This is a genomic window from Mesorhizobium sp. LSHC420B00 (assembly GCF_000503055.1).
Lineage (GTDB): Bacteria > Pseudomonadota > Alphaproteobacteria > Rhizobiales > Rhizobiaceae > Mesorhizobium.
Genome location: NZ_AYVY01000010.1, coordinates 51,001 through 77,559, shown reverse-complemented (window position 1 = coordinate 77,559; position 26,559 = coordinate 51,001). Strand labels below are relative to the sequence as shown.

The 26,559-nt window shown below is 61.5% G+C and carries 29 protein-coding genes and 2 tRNA genes; 11 read left to right on the top strand and 20 right to left on the bottom strand.

Annotated elements, in window-relative coordinates; genetic code table 11:
* The first annotated feature begins 60 nt into the window (after positions 1–60).
* The 6 genes from X760_RS55850 to X760_RS55820 all read left to right on the top strand — a co-directional run bounded on the left by X760_RS55850 (position 61) and on the right by X760_RS55820 (position 5,603).
* A complete protein-coding gene (locus X760_RS55850; protein WP_023719453.1) occupies positions 61–774 on the top strand; it encodes an ABC transporter permease subunit in 714 nt (237 codons plus the stop codon).
* Complete coding sequence (locus X760_RS55845) at positions 771–1,487, top strand: ABC transporter permease (protein WP_023719452.1); 717 nt, start codon at positions 771–773, stop codon at positions 1,485–1,487. Before X760_RS55850 ends, X760_RS55845 begins: the two co-directional genes overlap by 4 nt.
* Before the next feature lie 21 nt (positions 1,488–1,508).
* The gene (ggt, locus tag X760_RS55840; RefSeq protein ID WP_023719451.1) at positions 1,509–3,101 is read left to right on the top strand and encodes a gamma-glutamyltransferase; all 1,593 of its coding nucleotides are present in this window, start codon (positions 1,509–1,511) and stop codon (positions 3,099–3,101) included.
* A 462-nt stretch (positions 3,102–3,563) separates the two neighbouring features.
* A complete protein-coding gene (locus X760_RS55830) occupies positions 3,564–4,019 on the top strand; it encodes a hypothetical protein (RefSeq protein WP_156948087.1) in 456 nt (151 codons plus the stop codon).
* Positions 4,016–4,771 carry an AAA family ATPase gene (locus X760_RS55825; RefSeq protein WP_023719449.1) on the top strand — a complete coding sequence of 252 codons (756 nt, stop codon included), beginning with the start codon at positions 4,016–4,018 and terminating at the stop codon, positions 4,769–4,771. The genes X760_RS55830 and X760_RS55825 overlap by 4 nt, the downstream gene beginning before the upstream one ends.
* A gap of 217 nt (positions 4,772–4,988) precedes the next feature.
* The gene (locus X760_RS55820; protein ID WP_245278607.1) at positions 4,989–5,603 is read left to right on the top strand and encodes a class I SAM-dependent methyltransferase; all 615 of its coding nucleotides are present in this window, start codon (positions 4,989–4,991) and stop codon (positions 5,601–5,603) included.
* A gap of 202 nt (positions 5,604–5,805) precedes the next feature.
* Here X760_RS55820 and X760_RS55815 read toward each other — a convergent pair.
* The 10 genes from X760_RS55815 to X760_RS55770 form a co-directional block, all read right to left on the bottom strand.
* Positions 5,806–5,881: transfer RNA gene (locus X760_RS55815), tRNA-Phe, on the bottom strand.
* 375 nt (positions 5,882–6,256) lie between these two features.
* A complete protein-coding gene (gene yacG / locus X760_RS55810; protein ID WP_023719447.1) occupies positions 6,257–6,448 on the bottom strand; it encodes a DNA gyrase inhibitor YacG in 192 nt (63 codons plus the stop codon).
* Complete coding sequence (locus X760_RS55805; RefSeq protein WP_023719446.1) at positions 6,445–7,074, bottom strand: Maf-like protein; 630 nt, start codon at positions 7,072–7,074, stop codon at positions 6,445–6,447. Before X760_RS55805 ends, yacG begins: the two co-directional genes overlap by 4 nt.
* 25 nt (positions 7,075–7,099) lie before the next feature.
* Positions 7,100–7,318 carry a translation initiation factor IF-1 gene (gene infA / locus X760_RS55800; protein ID WP_006200926.1) on the bottom strand — a complete coding sequence of 73 codons (219 nt, stop codon included), beginning with the start codon at positions 7,316–7,318 and terminating at the stop codon, positions 7,100–7,102.
* Between the two features lie 89 nt (positions 7,319–7,407).
* Positions 7,408–7,818 carry a low molecular weight phosphatase family protein gene (locus tag X760_RS55795; RefSeq protein ID WP_023719445.1) on the bottom strand — a complete coding sequence of 137 codons (411 nt, stop codon included), beginning with the start codon at positions 7,816–7,818 and terminating at the stop codon, positions 7,408–7,410.
* A gap of 58 nt (positions 7,819–7,876) precedes the next feature.
* Entirely contained in the window at positions 7,877–8,362 is a 486-nt protein-coding gene (locus X760_RS55790) for a UPF0262 family protein (RefSeq protein ID WP_023719444.1), read from the bottom strand.
* Positions 8,363–8,364: 2 nt separating this feature from the next.
* Positions 8,365–9,657 (bottom strand): histidinol dehydrogenase, encoded by a 1,293-nt coding sequence (hisD, locus tag X760_RS55785; RefSeq protein WP_023719443.1) that lies wholly within the window; start codon positions 9,655–9,657, stop codon positions 8,365–8,367.
* A gap of 4 nt (positions 9,658–9,661) precedes the next feature.
* A complete protein-coding gene (locus X760_RS55780; protein WP_023719442.1) occupies positions 9,662–10,096 on the bottom strand; it encodes a DUF2948 family protein in 435 nt (144 codons plus the stop codon).
* A gap of 300 nt (positions 10,097–10,396) precedes the next feature.
* Positions 10,397–11,689, bottom strand: a complete 1,293-nt coding sequence (murA, locus tag X760_RS55775; RefSeq protein ID WP_023719441.1) for a UDP-N-acetylglucosamine 1-carboxyvinyltransferase — start codon at positions 11,687–11,689, stop codon at positions 10,397–10,399.
* Between the two features lie 159 nt (positions 11,690–11,848).
* Positions 11,849–12,031 carry a hypothetical protein gene (locus X760_RS55770; RefSeq protein ID WP_023719440.1) on the bottom strand — a complete coding sequence of 61 codons (183 nt, stop codon included), beginning with the start codon at positions 12,029–12,031 and terminating at the stop codon, positions 11,849–11,851.
* Positions 12,032–12,191: 160 nt separating this feature from the next.
* Here X760_RS55770 and X760_RS55765 point away from each other — a divergent pair.
* Together X760_RS55765 and X760_RS55760 are read left to right on the top strand one after the other, a co-directional pair.
* Positions 12,192–12,266, top strand: a tRNA-Thr gene (locus X760_RS55765).
* Between the two features lie 203 nt (positions 12,267–12,469).
* On the top strand, positions 12,470–12,733 hold the full coding sequence (locus tag X760_RS55760) for a hypothetical protein (protein ID WP_023719439.1): 264 nt from the start codon (positions 12,470–12,472) through the stop codon (positions 12,731–12,733).
* A gap of 1,445 nt (positions 12,734–14,178) precedes the next feature.
* Here the strand turns inward: X760_RS55760 and X760_RS78870 are convergent.
* The 3 genes from X760_RS78870 to X760_RS76390 form a co-directional block, all read right to left on the bottom strand.
* Positions 14,179–14,304 (bottom strand): hypothetical protein, encoded by a 126-nt coding sequence (locus X760_RS78870; protein WP_023719438.1) that lies wholly within the window; start codon positions 14,302–14,304, stop codon positions 14,179–14,181.
* 13 nt (positions 14,305–14,317) lie between these two features.
* Positions 14,318–14,872: a cupin domain-containing protein gene (locus X760_RS55755; RefSeq protein ID WP_245278606.1), complete on the bottom strand. Its 555-nt coding sequence runs from the start codon at positions 14,870–14,872 to the stop codon at positions 14,318–14,320.
* A gap of 1,099 nt (positions 14,873–15,971) precedes the next feature.
* A complete protein-coding gene (locus X760_RS76390) occupies positions 15,972–16,160 on the bottom strand; it encodes a hypothetical protein (protein ID WP_023719436.1) in 189 nt (62 codons plus the stop codon).
* A gap of 136 nt (positions 16,161–16,296) precedes the next feature.
* Here X760_RS76390 and X760_RS55745 point away from each other — a divergent pair, with 136 nt between their 5' ends.
* Positions 16,297–16,848: a group 1 truncated hemoglobin gene (locus X760_RS55745; RefSeq protein ID WP_023719435.1), complete on the top strand. Its 552-nt coding sequence runs from the start codon at positions 16,297–16,299 to the stop codon at positions 16,846–16,848.
* Positions 16,849–16,976: 128 nt separating this feature from the next.
* Here the strand turns inward: X760_RS55745 and X760_RS55740 are convergent, their stop codons facing one another.
* From X760_RS55740 to X760_RS55710, 7 genes are all read right to left on the bottom strand, one after another.
* On the bottom strand, positions 16,977–17,828 hold the full coding sequence (locus X760_RS55740; RefSeq protein WP_023719434.1) for a transglutaminase family protein: 852 nt from the start codon (positions 17,826–17,828) through the stop codon (positions 16,977–16,979).
* Between the two features lie 88 nt (positions 17,829–17,916).
* Positions 17,917–18,798 carry a transglutaminase family protein gene (locus tag X760_RS55735; protein WP_023719433.1) on the bottom strand — a complete coding sequence of 294 codons (882 nt, stop codon included), beginning with the start codon at positions 18,796–18,798 and terminating at the stop codon, positions 17,917–17,919.
* Positions 18,799–18,871: 73 nt separating this feature from the next.
* Positions 18,872–19,465 carry an SOS response-associated peptidase family protein gene (locus X760_RS55730; RefSeq protein WP_023719432.1) on the bottom strand — a complete coding sequence of 198 codons (594 nt, stop codon included), beginning with the start codon at positions 19,463–19,465 and terminating at the stop codon, positions 18,872–18,874.
* 79 nt (positions 19,466–19,544) lie between these two features.
* Positions 19,545–19,802 (bottom strand): hypothetical protein, encoded by a 258-nt coding sequence (locus tag X760_RS55725; protein WP_023719431.1) that lies wholly within the window; start codon positions 19,800–19,802, stop codon positions 19,545–19,547.
* A 278-nt stretch (positions 19,803–20,080) separates the two neighbouring features.
* Complete coding sequence (locus X760_RS55720; protein ID WP_023719430.1) at positions 20,081–20,623, bottom strand: hypothetical protein; 543 nt, start codon at positions 20,621–20,623, stop codon at positions 20,081–20,083.
* A 502-nt stretch (positions 20,624–21,125) separates the two neighbouring features.
* Positions 21,126–21,326: a CsbD family protein gene (locus tag X760_RS55715; protein WP_023719429.1), complete on the bottom strand. Its 201-nt coding sequence runs from the start codon at positions 21,324–21,326 to the stop codon at positions 21,126–21,128.
* Positions 21,327–21,519: 193 nt separating this feature from the next.
* Positions 21,520–22,803, bottom strand: coding sequence for an ROK family transcriptional regulator (locus X760_RS55710; RefSeq protein WP_023719428.1), 1,284 nt, complete (start codon positions 22,801–22,803; stop codon positions 21,520–21,522).
* A gap of 193 nt (positions 22,804–22,996) precedes the next feature.
* Between X760_RS55710 and X760_RS55705 the strand changes: the two genes are divergently transcribed.
* On the top strand, positions 22,997–25,555 hold the full coding sequence (locus X760_RS55705) for an ATP-binding cassette domain-containing protein (RefSeq protein ID WP_245278605.1): 2,559 nt from the start codon (positions 22,997–22,999) through the stop codon (positions 25,553–25,555).
* Positions 25,552–26,541, top strand: coding sequence for an ABC transporter permease (locus X760_RS55700; RefSeq protein WP_023719426.1), 990 nt, complete (start codon positions 25,552–25,554; stop codon positions 26,539–26,541). The genes X760_RS55705 and X760_RS55700 overlap by 4 nt, the downstream gene beginning before the upstream one ends.
* The last annotated feature ends 18 nt before the right edge of the window (positions 26,542–26,559 follow it).

Genomic DNA, 26,559 nt, shown 5'->3' with positions numbered 1-26,559 from the left:
GGCGAACGGCCATTCCTGACCCGTTCCGGAGCTGAGCCGTTCGCCCTGCCGGGGGTATCGATGGTTGACGCATTCCGGCTACTTGGTTTCCAGCACGGAGGTTGGGGGGCTGCTCTTCTCATGGCGGCCTCGGTTACAGTGCTTCTGTCTGTGCTGGGCTTTGCGCTTGGCGCTGTATTCGGTGGGCTGGCAGCGGCCGGCCGTCTCCGCAACTCCAAGGTATTGAGGTTCTTGGCCCTTGGCTATTGCACGGTTTTCCGAGGCGTGCCCGACCTTCTGACCATTTATCTGCTTTACTATGGAGGAAGTGTCGCCCTGACCTCGCTTGGTCATAGCCTGGGCGGGTCCGGATTCGTCGGCGTTCCGGCCTTTGCCACTGGAACCTTGGCCATCGCAATCATCTCGGGCGCCTATCAAGCCGAGGTCTATCGAGGGGCCTACCTCGCCATCGACCAAGGACAGCACGATGCCGCTTGCGCGCTTGGTCTCAACCGGCTGCAGCGGCTGCGACAGGTTATTTTTCCCCAGCTCCTGAGCTACGCGCTGCCAGGTCTCGGCAACGTGTGGCAGTTGGTTCTGAAGGACTCGTCGCTGATATCGGTAATCGGCCTCGTTGAACTGATGCGCCAGGCACAGATCGCTGCAGGTTCGACCCGTGAACCATTCATCTTCTACATTGCTGCAGCCTTGCTCTATCTGGCTATCGCTTCCGTCACGGGCCATGCCTTTTACCGTCTGGAACGAAAGGCGCCGTGGCGCGTCCGGTCGGCATGATAGATTTCAGTTTTTTCCTCGAAATCCTGCCGAAGCTCCTCGCCGGCCTGCCGCTTACGATAGAATTGGCCCTGACTTCCATTGTTGCCGGCTTCGTCCTTGCCGTCACATTGGCGCTTGCCCAGCAATCGGAATCGCCCTTCGTCGTTTTGCCGATCCGTGGCTTCGTTGCCGTGTTCAGGGGCACGCCCCTGCTGGTGCAGATTTTTCTGACATATTATGGCCTTGGTCAGTTCCGGCACCAACTGTCGGCAATTGGATTATGGGCCGTTTTCCGCGAACCCTACTGGTGCGCAATCATCGCGCTGACACTCAACACCACCGCCTATGGCAGTGAAATCCTCCGCGGCGCGATTCAATCGGTGCCGCGCGGCCTTGTCGAGGCGGCCCGGTCTGTCGGCCTGTCCACCTGTCTGACCTATCGGCATGTTATCCTGCCGCTGGCCTTTCGCCAGGCTCTGCCGAGTTACGGCAATGAAATCATCCTGATGATCAAGGGCACGTCTCTGGCCTCCATCGTGACCTTGATGGAGGTGACTGGAATTGCCCAGGGATTGATCTCCCAGACTTACCGCGCCTTTGAAGTCTTCATCTGCGCGGGCGCCATTTATCTCACTTTGAATTTCGCGATCATCCGTGCCTTGGCGGCACTCGAATACTGGATGTCGCGGCATCTGCGGCACCGCCCCTCGACGAGGGACGCCGCCTCTTGAGCACGATCAGAAGGGCATAGCATGCGAAATTTTGAGAAACCAACGCGCTCGGTCGTCGTTTCACGCGAGGCCATGGCCGCCACCTCTCATCCGTCGGCGACCCTGACGGCGGTGGAGATCATGGCGACCGGCGGCAACGCCATGGATGCCGCCATCGCAGCCTGCGCGGTGCAATGTGTCGTCGAGCCAGCCTCGACCGGCATTGGAGGCGATTGCTTCGCTCTTCTGTCGCGAAACGGATCCGGCGAGGTCATCGCCTATAACGGATCGGGCAGGACACCCGCCGCCCTCACAATTGACTGGTTCCTCGAACGTGGCATGGCGGAGGTAGCCCGCAATTCTCCTGGCTCCGTCACCATCCCGGGAGCCATCGATGCCTGGACCAGGTTGCACGCTGATCACGGGCACATGCCCTTCGATCAAATCCTGGCCCCCGCTATACGTTTCGCCGAGGAAGGCTACGCCATTTCACCGCGGGTCCATCGTGACTGGGCGTTGGAGGAAGAACTTCTGGCCTCCGATGTGACCGCGAAACGGATTTTCCTGCCAAACGGCCGCGCGCCAGGCGTTGGCGAAGTGCATCGCCAGCCTGAGTTGGCTGCAACGCTGCGGCTGATCGCCGAGAAGGGACGAGAGGCCTTCTACACTGGCCCTGTGGCCGAAGACATGGTCGCCTATCTTCGTGGGCTCGGCGGATTGCACACAGTCGAAGATTTCGTCTCGGCAACAGGCGAGTACGTGACCCCGATCAGCACGGCGTTTCGAGGCTGCGATGTGTTCGAATGTCCGCCGAATGGCCAGGGTGTGATCGCATTGCTGATTCTAAACATCCTCTCGCGCTTCGAAGCCCACGGCGACCCGCAATCCGCGGACCGGCTTCACCTGGAAATCGAAGCGACACGCCTCGCTTACGCCGCGCGTGACGTGCTCGTCGCCGATCCTGATGCGTCCGAGGTCCCGGTGGCCGACATGTTGTCGAATGCTTGGGCCGATCGTCTGGCGGGCATGATTGACCTAAAGCGCGCCCGCGCGGACCTGCCGGCGTTCGATATGCCGCTGCACAGCGACACGGTCTATATTTCCGTTGTCGACAAGGATCGCAATGCGGTCAGTTTCATCAACTCGGTCTTCGACAGCTTTGGCTCGGGCCTGGTCTCGCCACGCTCCGGTGTCGTCTTGCACAATCGCGGGCAAAGCTTTTCGCTTGACCCCAGGCACTCCAATGCAGTGGCGCCGAACAAGCGACCTCTGCATACCATCATACCCGGGATGCTTGCGAGAGGCGGCCGGGCAGAGATGCCTTTCGGCGTTATGGGTGGCTACTACCAGGCAATGGGCCACGCGCACCTGCTGACGAAGGTGCTCGACTTCGGGATAGATCTGCAGGAGGCGATCGATCTGCCGCGGGTCGCCCCTGTCAGCGGCACGATGAAGGTCCAGGCCGAACACGGGCTCGCTCGCGAAACCGTAGCTGAACTTAGCCGGCGCGGTTTCGAAATCATTCCTGCCACGGACCCGATCGGCGGTGCGCAGGCCATCCGCATCGATTGGGCAAACGGGACGCTGCTGGGTGGTTCTGAACCGCGCAAGGACGGCTGCGCCCTCGGTCTTTAGAGCGGTTGTGGCCGGAGCGGAATCCAAGATGCTGAAGGCGTTCTTCATCGCCATTTGGCCGGCGAGCAGGAGCCTCTGGCGCCATGGTCCAGATAATTCTTGCACGCCCTCGACAATCCGCTCGGCGCGAGATTGTCACCCATGTCTAGGTATAAACTGTTACCTATGTCTCCGGGCCGTACAGGGAAAAAATGGTGCCCAGAGGCGGATTCGAACCACCGACACGCGGATTTTCAGTCCGCTGTCGGTGATTGATATTGTTCAGATTTTAGGCCGAATGTCGCGTTTGTGTCGCGTCAAGCCAAAACCGCCCGCTCGGCCTGAACTCGTTGCCCTGTTCAGCGCCCAAACGCGCGTGCCGTGGTGCCGACAGTCATTCAGATGGATGATGGTATGGTTCGGCACTCATAGTAAGCACTGATCCCCAGGCAATTTAGAGACTTTCTGAGGTCCATGTTCCCTATGGGCGCAAGCGGCGCGACGACGGAGGTGTTGGCGCAGGCGGCGGGGTCGGCGTCGTCGAGCCTCGCACGCCTGGAAGCCACGACGACCGACGTCGACCAACGGGCAACCGTGGGGTGCTCGATCGATCAGGAGATGGCACGGGCGACGAGCCAGTTCGACAGCGACAGGCGTGTCAACCAGCCGCAAGCGCAGGCGATCGAGAAGCAATTGCAAGTTCTCAAGTCAACCGGCAACGCTGTCGCGGCTCAACAGGCGGGACTGCACGCCATGGAAAGGCAGTCTTCCACCGCATCGCATCTCCTCCAAAGCTTTTTGCGGCGTCAGCAGGATGCCAGCGAGCGGGGTCAACTCGGCCAGGCGGATGCCAGAGTGTTTACGCTCGCCACACCGCCGGAGCGGGCGAGCTCGCTTCATCCGATCTTTCTGCTTCCTGTTCGGGAGATCCCTACATGATTATCGAGTTGTTCGGTCCGCCTGGTGCAGGCAAGACGACCCTTCTCCGCGCCCTTTGCCGTGAGCTGGCGAAACACGACATCCGTGTGAAGACAGTCAATGGCTATCGCCGGATTGATTTTGTGTCTGTCGGCAGCGAAGTCGATTCGGTCGAGGATGAAAGCCCGGAGACACGCCATGGTATCCAGCGTCTGGTGCACAAGCTCGCCACCGCGAGTCCGGTCTTGTTCTCGACCCCGCCGAGCGAGGGGGCCGCTGCGCGGCTTTTGGCATCGATCCCTCCAAAAAGCCGAATATGGGCGTTGCGTCTGAAGATCGACGTCGTTTTGCTCTTCGAAGCCTGGAATACGGCGAAGGCCTCAGAAGGGTACTTCATTTTCGAAGAGGGCATCGTTCAGGCGTTGTGTGCGCTCGTCCTGTTGGGACGAAATCCAAGTATCGACATGGTTCGTAATTGCCTGACGTTCCTGCCGCGACCGGATCTCCTCATTCAAGTCGACGCGCCCGGGGAAACGCTGCGCCACCGCCTCATTGAGCGGTATGCGCGGCAGCCGTACCTCGAGCGCCTTCTCGAAGTCGGAGTGGTCAGGGGCCTGAAGCAAGCGGATATCGCGAGGGAGATCGGCCAATGCCTGCAAGACAAATGGCCGCTGATGCGTGTCGACGGCCTCGACCCACGCAATTTCGAACAGGTCGTCGCGCGCATCGTGGGGCACGGATTGCCCGCGACGGCATGCGTCGGGCCAGACTAGAGGCGCGAGTTGCATGGTGTTCACGGTGAGATCGTTCGTTGGCATTCGCAGATTTCTGCGGGCGCAGCGGCGACCGTTCGGGAGCGTCCATGAGAACCGTGCACCCGCTCGTCGGGATTACCGAGCAAGCCACCAGACGGCTGGGTACGGTGCCCATTACTCCGACACGTACCGGTCCGGCTACTATGCAGCTCTGTGGTCGGGTATCGAAAAGCCTTTGGTCGAACGTATTCTCCTGCCTGTCGGCGGGCCGAACCGGAAATGCCTGGACTTCGCATGCGGCACAGGCCGCATAGCAAATATCGCAGCTCCATTTTTTGGTGAAGTCGTCGGCGTTGACATCTCCCAATCTATGCTGGCTAGCGCACGGGTTCCGAAGAACGTGAAATTGGTCCGCGCTGATCTTACGTTCTCTCCGCTTGCCGAAAGGTTCGACGTGGTCACGGCATTCAGATTCTTCCTCAATGCTGAAGATGAGCTCAGGAAGGATGCACTGTCGGCCATCAGCGCGCATTTGAACGAAGGTGGATTGCTAATCTCGAATATCCACATGAATGCGACCTCCCCAATAGGGCTGGTCTGCCGCATTCTGAACCGTTATGCAGGAGGGACAGTCCGCCACACTTTGAGCATTAAAGGATACGAGCAGACGCTCATTGCAAATGGCTTTATTGTCGAGCGGATAGTTGGGTACGGTTTTTTGCCGCGACCCGGGAAATTGCTGCCAAGACTGTGCGAAATATTGATGGTGCCGTTTGAAAGGACCTGCGCAAGTGCCAGGATTCCGGCGGAGCTTGCGCAGAATTTCCTGGTGGTTGCCAGAAAGCGGTAAAGCCGGCGGGCACATGAAATTTGAAACCGAGCATTTGCCATGAGGCTGGTCTTTGTTGAAGTTCATGTCGCGTGGAGTTGCCGACAGTCGCAGGAAACCCTTGAAACTCAACGGTAACAGTTCGCAACACGGCGCGACATGAAATGCCGTAAGTCGCCAAGCTGGCGACACCGCAAGCCATTGACTTTATACGAGGAAGTAGTGGTGCCCAGAGGCGGATTCGAACCACCGACACGCGGATTTTCAGTCCGCTGCTCTACCAACTGAGCTATCTGGGCCTGCTCCGGCGGGCGGCAATCTGCACACCGGGTTCATGAAAGCGCCGTCGGCACCCCTTGAAAGCGCGTGGGTTATAGCACGGGAATCCGGCCTGTCCAGCGCTTAGAGCATGATCCCGAAAAGTGGAATCCGGTTTTCGGAAAAGATCATGCTCAAACAAAAAGCATGATCCCGAAAAGTGGAATCCGGTTTTCGGAAAAGATCATGCTCAGGCAAAACGCCAGAACCTGTTCCATCCGACTCTACCCGGATGGAACAGCTTCTGGACATTGAGTTCAGGCGGGAAGCGACAGGCAGTCGGCAAGGCCGATCATCGGTCACAATCGCGGCCGCGAAACCGTCCCGAGCTTGTGGAAAACTGCAGGCGGACGGCGCTATTTCTGGTGGTCGTCGTCGTCCTCGTCGTCGCGGCCCGGGATGACGTAGACGCCCTTCAGCCAGCGGTTGAGGTCGATGTCCTTGCAGCGCTTCGAGCAGAACGGGTAGGTTTCGCGCGCCGATGGCTTGCCGCATTCGGGGCAGGGCCGCTTGGGTCGCAGCGGCGTGACCTTGTCGTCCGGGCTCATATCCGCGCACCCGCCAGCCAGTTGACGTGCACCTTGAAGCCTTCGCCGCTCAGCAGCGCCACCGTCTCGTAGAGCGGCAGGCCGACGACGTTGGTGTAGGAGCCGACGAGCTTGACGACGAAGGCGCCGGCAAGCCCCTGGACGGCATAGCCGCCGGCCTTGCCGCGCCATTCTCCCGACGCGATATAGGCGTCGATCTCCTCGCGCGGCAGCCGCTTGAAGCGCACCCTGGTCTCGACCAGCCGCAAGCGCTGCTTGCCGCCCGGCGTGATCAGGCAGATGCCGGAATAGACCCGGTGCGAACGGCCGGACAGCAGCCCGAGGCAGTTGGCGGCATCGTCGAGCGTCTCGGCCTTGGGCAGGATGCGCCGCCCGACGGCAACCACCGTGTCGGCGGCCAGCACGAAGCTCGGCAGGTAGTCCGTCTCGGTTTTCAGCGAGACCAGCGCCTTCTCGGCCTTCTGCGTCGCTAGCCGCTTGGCCAGCGACCGCGGATGCTCCGCGCGCAGCGGCGTCTCGTCGACATCGGCCGGCAGCACGCGATCCGGCTCGATGCCGGCCTGCTGCAACAGCTCGATCCGGCGCGGCGAACCCGAGGCAAGCACGAGCTTCTGCAAAATGCCCATCGCGATCCCGGCCGGGTCCTTGAACTTACTTGAAGCGGTAGGTGATGCGGCCCTTGGTCAGGTCGTAGGGCGTCATCTCGACCAGGACCTTGTCGCCGGTCAAAACGCGGATGCGATTCTTGCGCATGCGGCCGGCCGTATGGGCGATGATTTCATGTTCGTTTTCGAGCTTGACCCTGAACATCGCGTTGGGCAGCAATTCCGTCACGACACCCGGAAACTCGAGGACTTCTTCCTTCGGCATTCGATACCTTTGCTTGGATGGGTACTTCCAGCGCCCCGGCCGGAAAGTTGCGCGGAACCTATATGATAAACGTCCGCTTGTGAACACGCTTAATCCGCGGCGTTTTCAGCCTCGTTGCCGAGAAAACGGCGGCCGATCCGCGCCTTCAGCCGCTCGCGCACGTCGCGATAGGCAGCCATGATCTGTTCGCGCGTGCCGCTGACGCCGGTCGGGTCGGGCATCGGCCAATATTCGACTTCGACGGCCAGCGAGCGGGTGAGTTCGAGCGCGGTGTGGTGGGCTTCCGGCGCCAGCGTCACGATCAGATCGAAATAATCGTCTTCGAGGTCGTCCATCGTTCTCGGGTGCCGTTCGCCGAGCGACAGCCCCTCTTCGGCCAGCACGGCATCGACGAACGGATCGCGTTCGCCGCCGCGCACCCCGGCCGAGGCGACGAAAGTGGTAGGCGGGAGCACCTTGCGCGCCAGCAATTCGGCCATCGGCGAGCGCACGGCGTTCATGCCGCAAACAAACAGGATCGAGCGGGGCAGGATCGAGCGGGGCAGCGGGGCGGCCAGTTTAACCTCGCCAGTGCAGCACGCAAACCAGCGTGAACAGCCGGCGCGCCGTGTCGAAATCGATGTCGATCTTGCCGGCAAGCCGGTCCATCAGCGTCTGCGAGCCTTCATTGTGCAGGCCGCGCCGGCCCATGTCGATCGCCTCGATATGGCTGGGCGTCGCGGTGCGGATGGCGTCGTAATAGCTTTCACAGATCATGTAGTAATCCTTGACGATGCGCCTAAGCGGCGTCAGCGACAGGATATGGGTGACCACGGCTGCGCCGTCCTCGCGCGCCACCGCGAACACCAGCCGGGATTCGGCCAGCGACAGTTTCAGTCGGTATGGCCCGGCACCGTCGTCATTGACCGGCTGGAAACGGTTCTCCTCGATCAGGTCGAAGATCGCCACCGCCCGCTCATGCTCGACATCGGGCGTCGATCGGCCGATCGTCTCGTCGAGCTCGACATCGATCAGCCTGGCGCGGGTTTCGTCGTAGTCGGACATTTCTACATGTTCAGCCGGATGGCGACGGAGCGTCCATGCGCATCGAGTCCTTCCGCCTTGGCCAGCGTGATCGCCGCCGGCGCCAGCGCCCGCAACTGTTCCGGCCCGAGCTTCAGGATCGAGGTACGCTTGACGAAATCGAGCACCGAAAGCCCGGACGAAAAGCGCGCCGAGCGCGCCGTCGGCAGCACGTGGTTGGAGCCGGCGACATAGTCGCCGATGGCCTCCGGCGTATGCCGGCCGAGAAACACCGCACCGGCATTGCGCATCCGCGCCAGGAAAGGCTCTGGGTCGTCGATGGCAAGCTCGACATGTTCGGCCGCGATGCGGTCGACCAGCGGCAGTGCTGCCTCGATCGTCGGCACCAGGACTATGGCGCCGAAATCGCGCCAACTCGCCGCCGCCGTCGCGGCGCGCGGCAGGTTCTGCAATTGGCGTTCAACCGCCTGTTCGACCGCGTCGCCGAAGGCAGGGTCGTTGGTGATCAGGATCGATTGCGACGACACGTCGTGCTCGGCCTGGGCCAGCAGGTCGGCTGCGATCCAGTCGGGGTCGTTGCTGCCGTCGGCGACGACCAGCACTTCCGAAGGCCCGGCGATCATGTCGATGCCGACCGTGCCGAACACCTGGCGTTTGGCCGCCGCGACATAGGCATTGCCGGGGCCGACGATCTTGGCGACGGGCTTTATCGTCTCGGTGCCATAGGCAAGGGCTGCGATCGCCTGGGCGCCGCCGACGCGGTAGATTTCGGAAACGCCGGCAAGGTCGGCCGCGACCAGCACCAGCGGCGGCACGTCGCCGCCGGAGGCTGGCACCACCATGGCAATGCGCTCGACGCCGGCGACCTTGGCCGGCACGGCGTTCATCAGCACCGAGCTCGGATAGCTCGCCGTGCCGCCCGGCACATAGAGCCCGACGGCCTCGATCGCCGTCCAGCGCGAGCCGAGCTCGACGCCGGCGGCGTCGGTATAGCGATCGTCTTTAGGCAGCTGCCGCTGGTGATGGGAGCGGATGCGCTCGCGGGCGAATTTCAGCGCCTCGACCGTCTGCGGATCGGCTGCATCGTAAGCCTTGGCAATGTCATCCTTGGACACCGCAATGCCGAGCCTTGTCAGGTCGCCGCCGCCGAATTTCTGCGTGTAGGCGACGAGCGCCGCGTCGCCGTCGGCGCGCACCTTGGCGATGATCTCGCGCACCACGGCGTCGACGTCGGCCGAGACTTCCCGCTTGGTCAGCAGGAACGCGGCAAAGCGCTGCTCGAAATCGGCGTCGGACTGGCGAAGCGTGATGGCCATCGGCTCAGGCCCTGTGGACCGGGCGCGAGGTCGCTTCCCAGGCACCGCCGACATCGGCAAGCCGCGCCTCGATGCATTCGACATCGAGCATGATGGCGCCGCCTCCCGCAAAGATCAGCTCGACGATGCCGGCCGGCTTGTCTAGCGCGAGAAAGCTGATCGCCAGCAGCGACAGCACCTCGTCCGGTTTGTCGCGGGCAATGCCGCTGGTCTTGGCGGCGAGCACCCGGTCGAAATGCAGCACCGCTTGCCGCCGCTCATTGTGCTGGCGCAAGAAGCCCGATTTCGCCTCCCAGACGAAGCGGTTCATGGTCAGCACGAAGCGCTTGACCGAAGGCAGGTATTCGAGATCGCTGACCTTCATCACGGCATCCTGGACATGCGCCGAGATGATGCTCAGATCCTGATCGTCGAGCGCGACAAGCTTAAGGCCATTCATGCGGAATTCGCACCTGCGAGTTGACTATTCGACCTTCTGTTAGGCGGTCTTTCCGGCTCGTGCAACCGCACCGGAGGTCTTGGCCAGGCAATCGCCCCGGTCAGCGCCGCCCCTCGTCTGCCTGCCGGCATCTTCTCCCCGTATAGGGACGGGAGAAGAGGCTGGCCGCAACCTCGGCACCCTCTCCGCAACGCTGGAGATTGGCGAAATCCTTCGCCAGACGGTCCTTCTCCCGTCCCTATACGGGGAGAAGATGCCGGCAGGCAGATGAGGGGCGGCGCTGACCTGAGCCTGCTATCGTTACCCCGAAATGCGCTCGATCTCCGCGCCGCAGCCGGACAGCTTTTCTTCCAGCCGCTCGAAGCCGCGGTCGAGATGATAGACGCGGTTGACCGTGGTCTCGCCTTCTGCCGCAAGGCCGGCGATGACCAGCGACACCGAGGCGCGAAGGTCGGTTGCCATGACAGGCGCGCCCTTCAGCTTCGCCACGCCGTCGACGATCGCCGTCTGGCCGGACAGCGTGATGTGGGCGCCGAGCCGGGCGAGCTCCTGGACGTGCATGAAGCGGTTTTCGAAGATCGTCTCGGTGATGCGCGACTTACCCTTGGCCATCGTCATCAGGCCCATGAACTGCGCCTGCAGATCGGTCGGGAACGCCGGGAACGGCGCCGTCGTCACGTCGACCGGCGAAATGCCGGCGCCGTTGCGCCTGACGCGGATGCCGGAATTGGTCTGCGTGATCTCAGCACCGGTCTGCGAAATGATGTCCAGCGCCGTCTGCAACAAGTCGGGCCGCGCGCCTTCCAGCACGACGTCGCCGCCGGTCATCGCCACCGCCATCGCATAGGTGCCGGTCTCGATACGGTCGGGGATCACCCTGACGCGGGCGCCCGACAGCGCCTCGACGCCGTCGATGGTGATGGTCGCGGTGCCAGCGCCGGAGATCTTCGCACCCATGGCGTTGAGGCAGTCGGCAAGGTTGACGATCTCGGGCTCGCGGGCTGCGTTTTCGAGCACCGTCTCGCCCTTGGCCAGCGAGGCCGCCATCATCAGCACATGGGTGGCGCCGACCGAGACTTTCGGGAACACGTAGCGGTTGCCGACCAGCCGGCCGTTCCTGGTCTTGGCGATGACATAGCCGGTGTCGACGTCGATATCGGCGCCCAGCGCCTGCAGGCCTTCCAGGAAGAGGTCGACCGGCCGCGTGCCGATGGCGCAGCCGCCGGGCAGCGACACCTTGGCCTCGCCCATGCGGGCCAGCAGAGGGCCGATCACCCAGAACGACGCCCGCATCTTCGACACCAGCTCGTAAGGCGCCGTCGTGTCGACGATGTTGCGGGCGGAGAAATTGATGGTGCGCGAATAGCCCTCATGCTGCTTTTCGCGGCGGCCATTGACCGAATAGTCGACGCCGTGATTGCCGAGGATGCGGATCAGCTGCTCGACGTCGGCCAGATGCGGCACGTTTTCCAGCGTCAGCGTGTCGTCGGTCAAAAGCGCGGCGATCATCAGCGGCAGCGCGGCGTTTTTCGCGCCCGAGATCGGGATGCTTCCGGCAAGCTTGTTGCCGCCGACAATTCTGATGCGATCCATGAAGAGCGTCCCCTCGGCCGAAAAGCCGGTTTAAATCGGTTGAGTCAGTTGCGGCCCATCTAGACCATTGGCCGGCTTGGTTCAAGAAACAGGCTATTTCCCCGCGTTGGCCCACGATACCTTGGCCAAAATACCGGCGACCAACATAGCCGATTCGCGTTAATCCTTCTGCTTTGCCGCCTGCAGCCCGTCCGGCCGCTGGTCGGCCCCGCCGGTTCGCCGTGAGCGCGATTGCGCCTTGCGCTTCTGCAGATTGGCACGCAACTGCTCGGCCAGCCGGTCCTTCCGGCCAGCCTTTTTTGGTAGACCATCCTTGTTCGGAGAAATTGTCTTGTCGTTCATCGTCCCGTCCCCGGCCGGCGACCCGCCCGTGCGGATCAAGGGATAGCCAACATTGTGGCATGGCCATGTCCGGAACAATCGCCTGGTGCGGCCTTTCAACCCGTCTTTGTCTTGGCCTTGCGCTTGCCGGTTCGATATGGCAGAAGCCCCGCCATCGGCGGCTGCGGTAGCTCAGTGGTAGAGCACTCCCTTGGTAAGGGAGAGGTCGAGAGTTCAATCCTCTCTCGCAGCACCAGATCGTTTTCGCTAGCGCACCTTCCAAGGCCGCTTGACCTGCTCGATGATGATTGTGCACGGTTGGCGAGGTTGCCGAAAAATAGGCGCCCCGCGACCTGCCGAGTGCCACGCGCGCAGGCTTGTCAAAAATGATCGTCTTGCACGCTCACCTCCCGAGTCTCGAACGCGACTCAATCCTCTGTGATGTGATAGCTTACCGCCATGTCGGATCATATTCTGCCTGGCCAGAAGCAGCCCAAGCTGATCGTCGTCGTGGCGTTCGATCGTGGCGAGGACGGCGAACTGTTTCCCACCTTTGGTCCGGCTGATCAGCAAAGCGAGGAACGCGCCATCCGCACCGCTAAGACGCTCGCAGGGAAGCACGTTGGCGTAATCGCATGGAGCCGTGACGCGAACCCGGCGCTTGGTGACTACGGCCCGCCGACCGTGCTATTCACCAGCGGTGACGTGCCGGATATGGAGTAAATTCAGTCGGGGTCTATCTCACGGTGCTCGATGGGACGTGCTTTACAAGGACGATGAGCCTTTTTGCTCGATTCATCCTCGCCCTTTCAGTCTGCTTGATCTGTCTGCCTTTGGAATCCAAAGCGGCTCCAGGCTCCACAGCATCCCGCGATGTGCAGGAGGCCGAGGCGTGCAGTCCTCTAAACAAAGCCAACGAAAGAGTATTAAGGACGCCCGCCATTCAGGTTACGGACCACTTAATTAGGTATGGTGACCAACCTGGGTTTCTGCATCAAGAAGAGATCTACATAGGCGATATGGTATACTCACGACGCCAGCCTTTTGGGCGCTGGATCGCGACGGCACGTCCTCCGGGCAGCGACTTGAATCCGGACGGGACGCCGATAAACCGAACTTGCAGCCGCGTCGGTGAAGAGAAGTTGGACGGCATAAATACCGTGGTCATCAGATATGATAAAATGATCAACGACCAACACCAGTCGTACCGCTGCACCACTTGGCTTGAAACTCCAAAATACAGACCCCTAAAGATGGTGTGTAAAGGACCCTTTGAGTGGACAAGATATTGGTTCTACCGGACCGACATTAAGCCGCCGATGCCACCACCGAAGTGAGCGCCTCTCGCCGTTTCACCTCTCAAGTTCCGTTCATGCCGCATCATCGCATCCGCGATGACCTCGCGGTGGCGTGTATAGATGCCGGGGCTCGACACAATTGATGCAGGCGTGCCGAAGACGCACGGTTGATCGTTCCAAGCGATTGTGGCGGGACGGTCCATGTGCCAATTAATTGCGGTACACTGACGTGCCCGATTTGGAGAGCCTCATTTGAAATGCGCCGGCAAATTGATCGTCGCAACAGCACTGCTGATTGCTGGCTGTCAAAGCGATGGTAGAACCCAGTTTGAAGCAGGCAGAGCGAAACTGCAGAGTCCGGAACAGAGGCGCGCTGCAATTCAGCACTGCCTCAAAGGCGTAACATCGAAAAAGAGATGGGTTCGAGGACGACCTCCTCCCGGAGGCGTGAAGTGGTGCACCGACTTTGTCAATGCTTGGGCCACCGGCCGCTGGACCTATAACGACTATCGCAACGGAACTCCGAAGACCGGCTATGACTACAGAAGAGACAAGATCGTGAAACTTCCCGCCCCATGAAGGCCTGGACCGTCGTTGTCAGGCCTCGCTGGAAATATGAGCCCCGAGCGGGAAATGGACGGCTATGCAGGTCAGGCGAACCCAATCCGATGGCGTTGGGGTCAAAACCCACCACGCTGAACGACCCGAGTTCGACCCAGGGCAGACATTCACAGCTCGTTGACCGACTGTCTGCAACAGGTGGAGAGCGGAAGTACCACCCCGGGAAATGTCGCCTCAGTCGAGGCTGGCCGGCGACGAGAACGGCTGNAACAGGTGGAGAGCGGAAGTACCACCCCGGGAAATGTCGCCTCAGTCGAGGCTGGCCGGCGACGAGAACGGCTGCTTGGCGTCGACCACGAAGATGGCCAGCTCATCGAGATCGGTTGTGCCGGCGTTGAACACCTCCATCGGCGTGTTGGCCCCGTGTCCGATCATGGCCGTGCCAGCTTCAGCATAGGTCACTCCGTGGGGCGTTCTCTGGCCGACCTTGCCGACCAGCACATAGAAGGCCTCCGNTGCCAGCTTCAGCATAGGTCACTCCGTGGGGCGTTCTCTGGCCGACCTTGCCGACCAGCACATAGAAGGCCTCCGGTCCCGGATGCGTATGGATCTTCGTCTTGACGCCGGGCGCTCCACCGGCGCGGTTGACGCGCAGCAAATACTCGCTTGCACTGATCGGAGGGATCGGTCCGATCTCGATGACCTTGGTTCCGCCGGTTGTCGAGCCATCCTTCGGTCCAAGCGTGAACAGCCAGACCTTGCCTGCGATCTCCGCCGCAAGCGAGGTCGGGCCCGCCGCGCTTTGGGCCTGCGCCAGCGTTGGCAGATTATCCAGCCGCCAGTACAACGGTCCGGAGGGCAGTTCCGTCACCTTTTTCTCAACCACCGGCTCGACGGCGAATTTGCTGTCTGCGGGCATTGAGACTGACGTCATCAGCCCGAAAGCACACACCGAGAATATAAGCAGGCTAATACGGCGGGCGCTGAGGGAATGCGGCTTCATGGTTGGTCCTCCCTTTTCATGGTCGCCCCCTCGACCCAATATTAGCTATTAGCATATGTACCGCCTTACGGCGCGGACCAATTTCGGGCCACCCTAGTGCGCCTGCCGCCAAAGAAGACTGTTCATGATGCCAAACCGTCTCGGGAGAGTTTTCAAGTATTGGAACTAGGTCGTCGCGGTGGCATTGGCTGCGATGACGAGTGCCAGCAGCGAAACGCGTGGCTCCTCCGCGTCGTCAAATGGGTAGCCGGCCCCGTTTATGGTTTGAAGCGGTCTTGCCCCCAGGCTACTGTGTCTGACGTGAGTCCAACGGTCCAGCCGTCCAAAATCGGTCCGCGCATGGTAGCCAGAGCCGTTCAGGCGGGCGCTCGAAAATGTCTGAGATGCCAAGGTCGGCGCACAGCTCCGTTCGCATGCGCCATGATGCGTGCGGGGAAAGGCTTCTGGTCTGCCCCTGCTGCAGGCGGCTTAGCAAAGCTTGCAGCCGGGAACAACCACTCAACGACTCGCGTTTCTTGCCAGGGCCCGCTTCTTTTGCAACAGGGCGGCGGGCGTCGAAGGCTCGCAAATGTCGCGCCGGCGTTTCAATAGCACTCGCCTCAGCCCTCACGATTTGGCTATTTGTGAACGCGTGTTTGATCAGGTTTGCGCAGATGAACACATTGACCTTTTAAGCCTGGATGCCGAAGCCTTAGCGGTGATGATTGTCCCAATCTTCCGAAACTTGACTACCAATGAGCGCGAACTGCTGGAGGAAGTTAGGTCTCTTCGTCGCTCAAAGGGCACAGAGAAGGCGCACTAGCTTTGCGGCGTTCCGAGGTGAATTGGTCTAATCCCGCTTTGGCACAGCCGTTTGGCATCTGAATTGCCCATTGAGAATCGCCAGAGTGTAGCCACCGAGCTTGCGAAGGGGATGGAAATGGGCTTAGCCAAAGACTTATCGGATGTCGCGCTCACATTCGAATGTCCGGATTGCTCGCATCCGGCGGTAAGAAAGGGCTCTGCACTAAGAACAATCGCGCACTTCAAATGCGACGGGTGCAACGCAAAGGTGCGGATCACCTATCCGCAGAAGCTAGCGATCTTTGAAAAGCACAGGCTATTGGCCGCAGGCGACCGCCGCCAGCGAGGCCAGGAACACTACGGTGCCCGCAACATCGATCGGGCCGCCGATGCGGCCGAAGTGGCTTCGCGACCTCTGCCGCGTGCAGCGACGCGTGCTTAAGCCTTCCTCATCCGCGCGGCCTTCGCCCTTTTTACGCATGTTGACCGTGAGAATGCCGTCCATCGGAATAATTCGGGCGAAGGGCTCGTTAGTTCCTTAGACGATGCTAAAATATGACAAAGTGTGTCCGAATGTCACTTCATGAAGCCCGCCAGACAGGCTGCGGCTTGCTCTGGCCTAACCTCGAAGGGAACCAGGGATGAAAACGGCCGTTTCGACCTCTTTGACAAGACGAAGTGTTGTTGCCGCGCTGGCGCTGGCCGCCGCGTCGACGGCGGTATTGCCTGCCGACAACGCACTCGCCCAGGCCAAGAAAACCACAGCTGAAGAAAGTCTGTATGAGAGGCTGGGGGGTGTGTTCGCCATCGCAGCGGTGATCGATCATTTCAGCGACGCCGTCGTGAAGAACCCGATCGTCGGCAAGAAGTCGAAGAACCCACAATTGCGCAAATGGCACACCAAGAACCTTGAAAGGTTGCCCGGCCTCAAGTTCATGCGCACGCTGTGGGTCTGCGACGTTTCTGGTGGGCCCTTCAAGTTCGTCGCCACCAAGCCCGGCACGACGCCGCTCGGCCTCGAGGAGGCGCATCGCGACCTGCGGATTTCCCCGGCGGAATTCGATGAGGTCGCAGCGGAACTCGGGCGAACCCTGGATCATTTCAAAATTCCGAAGCCTGAGAAAACCGAAGTCTTGGAAGCTTTCGCCGCCCACAAAGACGAGGTCACCGCCGGCTACGTCAAGCGGGGCTGAAGCGCTTATATCGTGCGGGCATTCGTTCTGAGCATGGCGCGCGTCGCCGTGACTATGCGGCGCGGCCCTGACCTCGAGGTCAGAGGGGCCTCGGGACATCGTCGACCCACCTCTACGAACCTTGCAGCTCAAGGTGAGAACGCGGAATTTTCGACAGACGCCAGGGAAGGTTCGGCCTGGACCTCCTCCGTCACGACTTCGAAACGGGTAAGCCGCGAAAAACCGAAACTGGTTGAGATGGCGACGTCGGTCGCGTCGCGCCCGGTTGCCATCAATATCCGCCCGATGCGCGGGCGGTTGTGGCGAGGATCGAATGTGAACCAGGTGGCGGCGAGATAGGCCTGGAACCAGGCGCTGAAATCCATCGGATACGGCGCCGGCGGTACCCCGATGTCACCGAGATAGCCGGTGCAGTACCGCGCGGGAATATTCATGCAACGGCATAGCGCGATCGCCAAATGGGTAAAGTCACGACAAACGCCGGCCTGGTCGGTGAAGCTGTCGTGAGCCGTCCGCAGCGGGTCAGCTTTCTGGTAATCGAAGACGATGTGATTGTGAACGAAATCACAGATCGCCTGGACACGCGCGCATCCAGGCGCGGTATTGCCGAATTTCGCCCAGGCAAAATCTCCAAGACGATCGGTATCGCAGTAGCGGCTGCCGAGAAGAAAGACGAGCACCTCGTCCGGCAGGTCCTTGATCTTGTGCTGCACAGCCTGCTCGGCGACCGCATCGGGCTCGCCGCTATCGTAGATATCGAAGGTGGTTGAGATCGTCGTCTGGCCCGAGGGCGCCTCGATCCTCGTGCAGGCGTTGCCGAAACCGTCGACGTAGCCGCGTGCTTCGACGGGACGATCGAAATCGATGACCTGTTCCGTCAACAGATCGACCCGGCGCGATGGATGGATTTCGAGCGCCAACAGCATCGGCGTTGGCTGCGGACATTCGTAGGTGAGGGTGTAACCTGCGCGGATCCGCATCGACGCTCCGATTGTTGTCATTCAGCAACCGGGCAAACTCCGCGTCGGCCAAACAGTTCCGGGAAAACATCAGCGGATGCTAATTTTCCTACGCACCGATCTCCTTCGCCACATTCACCTCGACGGTCATTGCAAGAAAGCTCGACGCGCTTCCCGAATAACTCCCGGAAAGCGGAATGGCTTGACGAGGATGCCGGGCCACGGCCACCCTGATCAAATCCCGATTGCCGACAATGCCATTGGTGGGGTCGAACTCGACCCAGCCGGCACCCGGCAGATAGACCTGGCACCAGGCATGCGTCGACCCGCCGCCAAGAACCGTCGCGCTGTCGCGGCTCGGCACATAGACGTAACCAGTCACAAAACGGGCGGCAAAGCCGAGCGAACGAACCGCCTCCATCATGAACAGCGCAAAGTCCCGGCATGTGCCGCGACGCAGGTGCAACGTCATCAGCGGCGGCTGCGTCCCTGGCTCGCTTCGACGGGAATACACAAAGCTCTCGTGGAGGGCATAGCAAAGCGTCATCAACAGATTGCCGGTCCCGGTGTGCCCTGCGGCACTGAGGAACTGTCGTGCCCACTTGCCAACCTCGTCACTGTCATCCTCGTATTGACGTTCCATCGTCTGGGAGAGATCGGCGGCTTCGTCGGGATCGTAGGAAAACGGATAGTGAAGCGCAGCTTCGTCGATACGGAAATCGGGCGCATGCTGCGGCGTGTGGTCCAGCCGAATGTCTGTCGCAAAGCGCAGCTCTTTCGCGGGGTTCTCGAAATCGATCACCGCCACGCAGTTTCCGAAAACGTCATGGATCCAGCGAACCTCTTTCGGCTCGGGATCGACAGACAAGGCGTGGTCCAGGAGTCTTTGATCGAAGCTGTCGCGCGGTCTGAACATCAGCCGATGCTCGCCGAACCTCACCGGCCGGCTATAGCGATAGACCGTCGTATGCTGGACTGAGAAGATCGGCATCAGTTTTGGTCGACAAGTTTACCTGCGATGTTGGCGCAATCATATAATCTTTTCCACGCTCTTCCGATGGTTCCTACTCGGAACCTGCGCGAACTGTTTCCGCTCTGAGCGACCCTTCCGGCAGCGGCCGCATGAGTTCAGCCTCGGACTTCCTCAGATGGATCCATGCCGCCCAGTCCGATGGCCGCAGCACAACCACTTGCCGATTGTGATACGGCGCGACATCCGGGCTTGGATCGGTCGTCAGCATCGTGAACGTCGGCGGCTTGTTGCCGACAGCCTCGCGCCAAAGCCCGGCAATCGCCATGAACGGATGGCCATTCAGCGTGAACCTGTGCTTGGCTTTCGGATATTTCGTTCCCGTGAATTCGAAGAATGCCGACGCCGGGACAAGGCAGCGTTTGCTGTTGCCGAACTGTCGTCCCTCCGAGCGAAAGTTGAATACAGGTCCGCCTTTTGGTCCGGCCGGAGGAAAGCCGAACGTCATCGACGCCAGTTCGATTGTGTTGCCGGCAGCCCGCATTACAGGCGCGGGGTCGTTGATGTGGATGTCATCCGCCTGCGGCAGATCCAGTTCGGTTTGATGGCTGGGAATATTGAGCGTCAGCAAAGCCATCATCCGGCAATACTCGGCCCAGGCGATGTGCTGCTCGTAGTCATTGCACATTAATATGGCTCCGGACGCTCGATCGAGATCAGTTTCAATATAGCGTTATCGGTTCGCGCCGATTGCTGCCGGATTTGCCCTATTTGGGCCGGCGTGCGGCGGCGATGGCCTGCAACAGATTGATGCTGTTCATGTCGGGTTCGCTGGATGCGGCAACGGCAAGTGCGGCGGCCTCGGCTATTTTCGCGACGTCGTCGCTGCTGATTGTTCCGCGCTTTTCCAGCAGATTTATAAGTTCGACAACGAGAAGAAAGGCGTTCACGCCATATCGTTCGGCTTTGAGCTCGAACTCGCCTCGAGCCAATCTCTCCGCGTCTCCTTCAGCCCGTTTGTCCATCTCGGCGTCCTCTCCTATGGCGACAAGCTGTGAACGCTTAGCACGAATGGTTTAATCCTTCGAACTGGCCGCACCTTTCGCCAGTTGCCGATTGCCGGAGCTTGGCACCGTGTCGCCGGCGGCAAGGGCACGGCTTCAGCCAAGGATGAGACCTGCCAATAAAACCGTAAGGATAAGGGACAGCACGACGGCAAGCAGCCCGCATGCCTCCAAGGTGTTGGTTTGCCAAACTTTCGTCGCGCGCCTCCGGTTTGAATTCCCATTTCGCGAAACAAACTTCATCGGGCACCAGATTGGACGCGGAGCCGGCTTGAATTTGTGTAAGCGCTCGTCTTCATCTGTCCGGAACGGCAGATGCGCCGCGGCATCTCCACGGAACTCCGAAGCACTGCCTGCGCGGCGCCGGCCTGCTTTTCATCGACGCGGGCCATCACCAGAACGACACCCTCTGCGATCTTCGGCTTGCCCGGCTTCTGGGCAAAATTGGCGAAGGTTCCAAGAAGCCCGCCGCCAAAGCCGCCCCACGCCGCACCGACCAGAGCCATGCCGGTCATCCCCGCGGGATCAATGCCCTGAGCTCCAAAAGCGCTAAAACCGGCCAGCAGACCAGCCGTCGCGCCAAGTGCGGCGCCTGCGCCCGCACCTCGCCAGAGAGCGCTCATCTCATCGTTGTAATATCCAGCAACGCTGATCGGTTCATCGTTGTCATTGTAAGATCCGACCACGCTGATCTGCCGGCGACGAATCCCGCCGGCCTGAAGCCTGGCAACAGCACGTGCTGCCTGGGCATGGGAATCGAATAGTCGGCTGATCGTTTGCATTTGCGTCCAAACCCGACGCTCGTTCGGAGCGTCGGGCTTCTCCTCTCTGGCTTGAACTCTTCCGCCCAGACGCATCTTGGTCGCGCCAAAGCTCACTACAACGTGAGCCAGCCGGCTACGTTCCTCAGCCGGGGCTTCGGTCCTTCCTGGAGCGTCTTGCTTGGGACCTAAGTCTGACCAGCTTGGGTGTGCTGAGGCCATGCCGACCGGGCCGCCGGCTCGAAGAGAGGGCTCAGATGCTATCGCAGACCCAAAAAGCTCAAAATAGCGATTACGATCACGATGGCGCCGACCAGCCAGATAATGTTGTTCATGATTGCACTCCTTCGCCTCCGGGCTGGGCGCACGCCGGGGCGAAGCCCGCCACGCAAGTAGAACATTAGATACGGCTAAAGGTTCCTCGCGGGCCTCGCTGTCGAAAGAGCCCACCGCACCAGTCGGCACGGCGGGCGACGCAGAGTTCACCCCGGTGGTGGGCAGCAGACGGCGTTGCGTCCAAGGCTCAGCTGATGCTTCTGGACCAGTTATCTACCTGGCGCTCTGCCTCTTCCTTGGCGATGCCATATCGCTCCTGGATACGCCCCAAGAGCTGGTCTCGGTTGCCCTCGATCCGATCAAGATCATCGTCGGTGAGGTCACCCCACTGCTCCTTCGCCTTGCCCTTGAACTGCGTCCATTTTCCCTTGATTTGATCCCAGTTCATATGTTCCTCCTTTGCTTCCTGGGCCCGCACTGAAGCGGAGCGCGGACCGATCGGCATTTCAATGTCGGTGACGAATGAAGATCAGCGGCCGCTAAAAGTTCCGGTGCCGGCGCAAAAAGCCCGCCGTGCCCGTGCCGGACTGCGAACTGATGTTGATGATGCCCGGAGCTTGATGCTCTCTCGCAGCGCCAACCTATCCCGTTGAAGTCGCCGAGCTTCTCGCTGGTTGGCTTTGGCTGGCGAGCCTCGAAAGGCTGCCCAGCAGCATTGTTCTGTCCTTGCCGATCATCAGCACGCCGCTGTCGGGCGCCAACAGTGCCGAGAACGGCAGCATCGCCGCGCCGATCGGCGAGGCCTCGGGGCCGAATTGTCCAGATACGATTTCCGGCGCCACGATGCCGATGGCGCTGATCCTGTTGAACTGGGTCTGCACCTTTGCCAACAGCTCGAGATGGATCGGCCGCGGCAGGATGCTGTCGAGGACGATCGCCTCGATGTCGATGACGGAGGTGATGGCGATAATCGCCTCGACCAGCGCATTGGCACAATCGTCGATCCATTCGGACAGCGGCTCGCGCGCACCCGGCGGCAAGGGATCGAGTTCGCGCACACGGTTGATTTCGATGCCGCGCGATTTGAGATGATTGACCAGCACATAGATCGAAGCGCGATGCAGCAGGCTCTGGTAGCGCGCCGGCTTGGCCGCCACCGAATCGAGGCTTGAAGGCGAGACCGGCAAAGGACCGAGCGCGGCACTGTTGCCGTGCGGCCCGGTGTGGACCTTGCCGCCTTGCACCAGTCCGCCGCCGACAAAGGTGTCGATCGAAATATGCATGAAGTCGCGGAACCGCGCGCCAGTCCCCTGGATGAGCTCGGCCAGTGCGGCCGATGACGCGTCGTTTTCCACGAAGACCGGGGTCTTCGGCTTTGTGGCGAAGAAAGTCGTCAGATCGATTGCTTCCCACCGGCTACCGAGGTCGTCGGGAAAGCCGAGCTCCTCGCTCCAGCCGCCGAGGAAATATGGCGACGCGATGCCGACGCCGACGATGCTGGCATCGCCAAGCCCCTCGACCAGTTTGTCGAAATTGGCCAGCGACATGTTGCCGGCCTTGAGCACCATGTCGGGATCCGGGAAGCGATATTCGTGCGACTCGCGCGAGCGGACCTCGCCGGCGAAGTCGACGAGCACGGCCTCCAGCGCGCGCCGGCCGATCTTGATGCCGGCGCTGTAGATGCGCTCCGGTGTAAGCCGGTAGAGGGTGGACGGCGATCCGCGTTGCCCGAACCTTTTTCCCACTTGCTTTACGAATCCGGACGACTCCAGCCCGTCGACAATGGTGGCGACCGCGGCCGGCGTCAGATTTGCGGCGCGCGCCAGATCGGACTTGGATGCCTCCTTCAGACGGCGGATGGCATCAAGCACGAAGCGCTCGTTGTAATGCCGAACCTTGACCGAATTGCTGCCTTTTCCGGACAAAACCGGCGCCTCCCCATTCATTCTCGCGGAGCCACTCTGGCCGCCTGCAGCTTTTAGGCTGCTGGGTCGAGCACTCCAGCTGCACCCGTGCGCGACGCGACAGTGCCCTTCGGGGTCATGGAAGTCAATTTTCCAGTTGCGGCGTCAAACCATTTAATATAGCAAATTGAAAAAACAGGACCAGGGAGGAAGGGTGCTGCACTTGGGCGCATTAGGCGAAGCCGATGCCGTGGTGAAGAGCGACGTGGCTGTCCCCGTTGCCCTGGTTCAGGCGACAAAGGCCTTCGGCGGCACGATTGCCCTCAAGGACGCGTCCTTCGAATTGCGCTCAGGCGAGGTGCTGGCTCTGCTTGGCGAAAACGGTGCCGGCAAGAGCACCTGCGTGAAGCTGCTGGCCGGCGTGTACCTCCCTACCGGCGGCCATATCGAAGTCGACGGCAAGCCTGTGGTCTTCCATTCGCCGCACGATGCCCAGGCTGCCGGCATCTCGGTCATGCACCAGCACCCCGGTCTTTTCCCGGATCTTTCGGTGGCGGAAAACATCTATCTCGGCCATATGCCGCGCGATCGCTTCGGCGGCATCGACAACGCTGCCGTGCTTGCCGGCGCGCGCAAGGTGCTGGCGACAGTCGGCCTCGACGTGCCGGCCGAAACCCGGCTCGGAACGTTGCGCACCTCCGAACAGCAACTGGTCGAGATCGCCCGCGCCCTGTCGCTCGACGCGCGGGTGCTGATCATGGACGAGCCGACGGCCGCCCTGTCGCAGCGCGAGGTCGAGCGGCTGTTCACCGTCGTCGCCGACCTGCGGCTGCATGGCGTGGCGATGATGTTCGTCGGCCATCGCATGGACGAGATCTTCCGCATCGCCGACCGCATCGCGGTGCTGCGCGACGGCCGCCTCATTGGCATCAAGCCGAAGGCCGAGCTTGGTCGCGCCGCCGCCATCGGCATGATGGTCGGCCGCGAAGTGACCGACCTCTATCCGGAACGAAACCACGCCACCGGCGCGCTGGTGCTGGAGGCGAGGGGGCTTTCGCATGCCGGCGGCTTTTCCAACATCGACCTCAAGCTCCACGCCGGAGAGGTGCTCGGGCTCGGCGGCCTGGTCGGCAGCGGCCGGACCGAGATCGCGCGCGTGCTGTTCGGCATCGACCAGCCGGATGCCGGCGAAATCCTGATCGACGGCGAGGCCGTGCACTTTGCATCGGCACGCGACGCCATGGATGCGCGCATCGCCTATGTCTCGGAAGATCGCATGGGCCAGAGCCTGGTGATGGACTTTTCGATCCTCGACAACGCGGTGCTGCCCGTGCTCGACAAGGCAGCTCGCTCCGGCTTCTACGGCACGGACCGCGCGATCGATCTGGTTTCGGACTGGCTGAAGCGGATGAAGCTTCGCTTTTCCGGCTACGGGCAGCCGGTAAAGGAACTGTCCGGCGGCAACCAGCAGAAGGTGGTGTTGGCCAAATGGCTGCGCACCGAGCCGCGCGTCCTCATCCTCGACGAGCCGACGCAAGGCATCGATGTCGGCACCAAGGCGGAAGTGCATGCGATGATCGCCGACCTTGCCGCACAGGGCATGGCTATCATCCTGATCTCCTCGGAAATGCCCGAGCTCATCGGCATGTGCGACCGCATCATCGTCCTGCGCGAAGGCCATCGGACGGCCGAATTTGCCAGGGGCGAAGCCACCCAGGAAAAGGTGCTGGAAGCCGCGATGAAGGCCGACAAACGCGCCGACCCGGCAGCGCAGGCCGCCAGCGAAGAGAAAAGAAAAGGACCGCTCGACATACTGAAGCGGCGGGAGTTCGGCCTGCTCGCCGCGATGCTGGCGGTCGCCATCCCGGTCACCATTATCAATCCGCGCATGGTGAGTGCGGCAAACCTGACCGCCGTGTCGATGGATGCAGCCCTGCTGGTAGTTGCAGCACTCGCTCAGATGCTGGTGCTGATCACCCGCAACATCGACCTTTCGATCGCCGCGGTGATCGGCTTGTCGGCTTACATGGCGGCGAGCATGGTCCAGGCCTATCCAGGGCTCGACATCGGCATTGGCCTGATGACCGCATGCGCGGTCGGTGGTGTCGCTGGCCTGATCAACGGCCTTGTCGTTACCAGGGGAAAGATCCCGGCGATCGTCGTCACGCTGGCCTCGATGTCGATCTTCCGCGGCTTCAACTCGATCTGGGCAGCCGGCGACCAGATCAGCGCCGACGAAGTCACGCAAGCCTGGCTCGACATGACCGGCCTGAAGATCGCCGGCGTGCCGCTGATCGTCATTATCGCGATCGTCATCCTGTGCCTGGGTTATGTGCTGCTCTATCGCACCGCCATCGGGCGCGAACTGTTTGCCGCCGGCTCCAATCCCGACGGCGCGCGTCTTATCGGCATCCCCGTCGACCGGCGGATTCTGCTGGCCTTTGGCATGGCCGGCCTGCTCGGCGGCCTGTGCGGTGCGCTGTGGGCATCCCGCTATGCGACCATCGATGCCCGCGTCGCGCTCGGTTTCGAACTCACCGTGATCGCGTCGGCGGTGGTCGGCGGCGTCGCCATCCGCGGTGGTTCGGGCACGCTGCTCGGCATCATCCTCGGCGCGCTCACGCTGCTCGTCATCAAGAACGGGCTGACGCTGGTGCGCGTCGACCCGCTATGGCTGCAGGGCGTCTACGGCCTGGTGATCCTGGTCGCCATCGGCATCGACACGTTCATCGTGCGGCGTGCCGAGCAGGCAAGACAGGCGAGGGCGCGGTGAGAAAGTTCCTCCGTTCGATCGACTTCTGGGATCTGCTGCTGGCGACCTCCTGCGTGGCCATCTTCCTCTACGCGGCGATCTTCGTGCCGAATTTCGTTTCCGGCTTCAATCTCTCGCAACTGGCCGCCAGCGCCTCGGAAAAGGCATTGCTGATCCTGCCGATGACGCTGCTCATCATCACCCGCGAAATCGACCTGTCGATCGCCTCGGTGCTGGCGCTGACGTCCGTCGTCTTTGGCTTGCTGGTCCAGGCCGGCGTGCCGACGCTTGCCGCAATCCCGCTGACGCTCGTCGCCGGCGGCCTGCTCGGCGCTTTCAACGGCTACCTGGTCTCGGGCCTTGGACTGCAGTCGCTGGTGGTGACGCTCGGCACGATGGCGCTCTATCGAGGTATTGGCTACATCCTGCTCGGCACCGGTTCGGTCAACATCCTGCCGCCCGCGGTCGTGGATTTCGGCATCAACAATCTGCCGGGCACCGAGATACCGTGGACCATCGTCCCCTTCCTGGCGCTGGCGCCGGTGTTTGCGGTCGTGCTGCAGAAGACGCCGACCGGCAAGCGCATCTACGCGCTCGGCGGCAGCCCCGAGGTGGCGCGCTATTCCGGCATAAACACGCGCCGGATGGTGCTGAACCTGTTCGTCGTCTCGGGCGTCGTCGCGGCGATAGCCGGCATCGTCTATACCGCGCGCCTGTCCAATGCCCGCGCCAACAATGCGCTCGGCATGGAGCTCGACGTCATCACCATCGTGCTGCTCGGCGGCGTCAGCGTCTTTGGCGGCAAGGGCCGCCTGACCGGCGTCATGCTGGCGTTGGTCCTGATCGCCATCATCCGTAACGTGCTGGCGCTGAACCAGATCGGCGGCGACGCGCAGGGCATGATCATTGGCCTGCTTCTGATCGGCTCGCTGCTGGTCGGCAATTACTGGCGCTCCACACAGGAGCTGCTCAGCAGATCCCGCGCAATGCGCGAGACAAAGGGGTGATCTCGGGCCCCTTCCTTT

Bases quoted from the DNA above. Each gene is read 5' to 3' on its own strand.
- X760_RS55850 (WP_023719453.1), top strand. From the start codon at position 61: ATGGTTGACGCATTCCGGCTACTTGGTTTCCAGCACGGAGGTTGGGGG.
- X760_RS55845 (WP_023719452.1), top strand. From the start codon at position 771: ATGATAGATTTCAGTTTTTTCCTCGAAATCCTGCCGAAGCTCCTCGCC.
- ggt (WP_023719451.1), top strand. From the start codon at position 1,509: ATGCGAAATTTTGAGAAACCAACGCGCTCGGTCGTCGTTTCACGCGAG.
- X760_RS55830 (WP_156948087.1), top strand. From the start codon at position 3,564: ATGGGCGCAAGCGGCGCGACGACGGAGGTGTTGGCGCAGGCGGCGGGG.
- X760_RS55825 (WP_023719449.1), top strand. From the start codon at position 4,016: ATGATTATCGAGTTGTTCGGTCCGCCTGGTGCAGGCAAGACGACCCTT.
- yacG (WP_023719447.1), bottom strand. From the start codon at position 6,448: ATGAGCCCGGACGACAAGGTCACGCCGCTGCGACCCAAGCGGCCCTGC.
- X760_RS55805 (WP_023719446.1), bottom strand. From the start codon at position 7,074: ATGGGCATTTTGCAGAAGCTCGTGCTTGCCTCGGGTTCGCCGCGCCGG.
- infA (WP_006200926.1), bottom strand. From the start codon at position 7,318: ATGCCGAAGGAAGAAGTCCTCGAGTTTCCGGGTGTCGTGACGGAATTG.
- X760_RS55795 (WP_023719445.1), bottom strand. From the start codon at position 7,818: ATGAACGCCGTGCGCTCGCCGATGGCCGAATTGCTGGCGCGCAAGGTG.
- X760_RS55790 (WP_023719444.1), bottom strand. From the start codon at position 8,362: ATGTCCGACTACGACGAAACCCGCGCCAGGCTGATCGATGTCGAGCTC.
- hisD (WP_023719443.1), bottom strand. From the start codon at position 9,657: ATGGCCATCACGCTTCGCCAGTCCGACGCCGATTTCGAGCAGCGCTTT.
- X760_RS55780 (WP_023719442.1), bottom strand. From the start codon at position 10,096: ATGAATGGCCTTAAGCTTGTCGCGCTCGACGATCAGGATCTGAGCATC.
- murA (WP_023719441.1), bottom strand. From the start codon at position 11,689: ATGGATCGCATCAGAATTGTCGGCGGCAACAAGCTTGCCGGAAGCATC.
- X760_RS55770 (WP_023719440.1), bottom strand. From the start codon at position 12,031: ATGAACGACAAGACAATTTCTCCGAACAAGGATGGTCTACCAAAAAAG.
- X760_RS55760 (WP_023719439.1), top strand. From the start codon at position 12,470: ATGTCGGATCATATTCTGCCTGGCCAGAAGCAGCCCAAGCTGATCGTC.
- X760_RS78870 (WP_023719438.1), bottom strand. From the start codon at position 14,304: ATGATCGGACACGGGGCCAACACGCCGATGGAGGTGTTCAACGCCGGC.
- X760_RS76390 (WP_023719436.1), bottom strand. From the start codon at position 16,160: ATGGACGGCATTCTCACGGTCAACATGCGTAAAAAGGGCGAAGGCCGC.
- X760_RS55745 (WP_023719435.1), top strand. From the start codon at position 16,297: ATGAAAACGGCCGTTTCGACCTCTTTGACAAGACGAAGTGTTGTTGCC.
- X760_RS55740 (WP_023719434.1), bottom strand. From the start codon at position 17,828: ATGCGGATCCGCGCAGGTTACACCCTCACCTACGAATGTCCGCAGCCA.
- X760_RS55735 (WP_023719433.1), bottom strand. From the start codon at position 18,798: ATGCCGATCTTCTCAGTCCAGCATACGACGGTCTATCGCTATAGCCGG.
- X760_RS55730 (WP_023719432.1), bottom strand. From the start codon at position 19,465: ATGTGCAATGACTACGAGCAGCACATCGCCTGGGCCGAGTATTGCCGG.
- X760_RS55725 (WP_023719431.1), bottom strand. From the start codon at position 19,802: ATGGACAAACGGGCTGAAGGAGACGCGGAGAGATTGGCTCGAGGCGAG.
- X760_RS55720 (WP_023719430.1), bottom strand. From the start codon at position 20,623: ATGCAAACGATCAGCCGACTATTCGATTCCCATGCCCAGGCAGCACGT.
- X760_RS55715 (WP_023719429.1), bottom strand. From the start codon at position 21,326: ATGAACTGGGATCAAATCAAGGGAAAATGGACGCAGTTCAAGGGCAAG.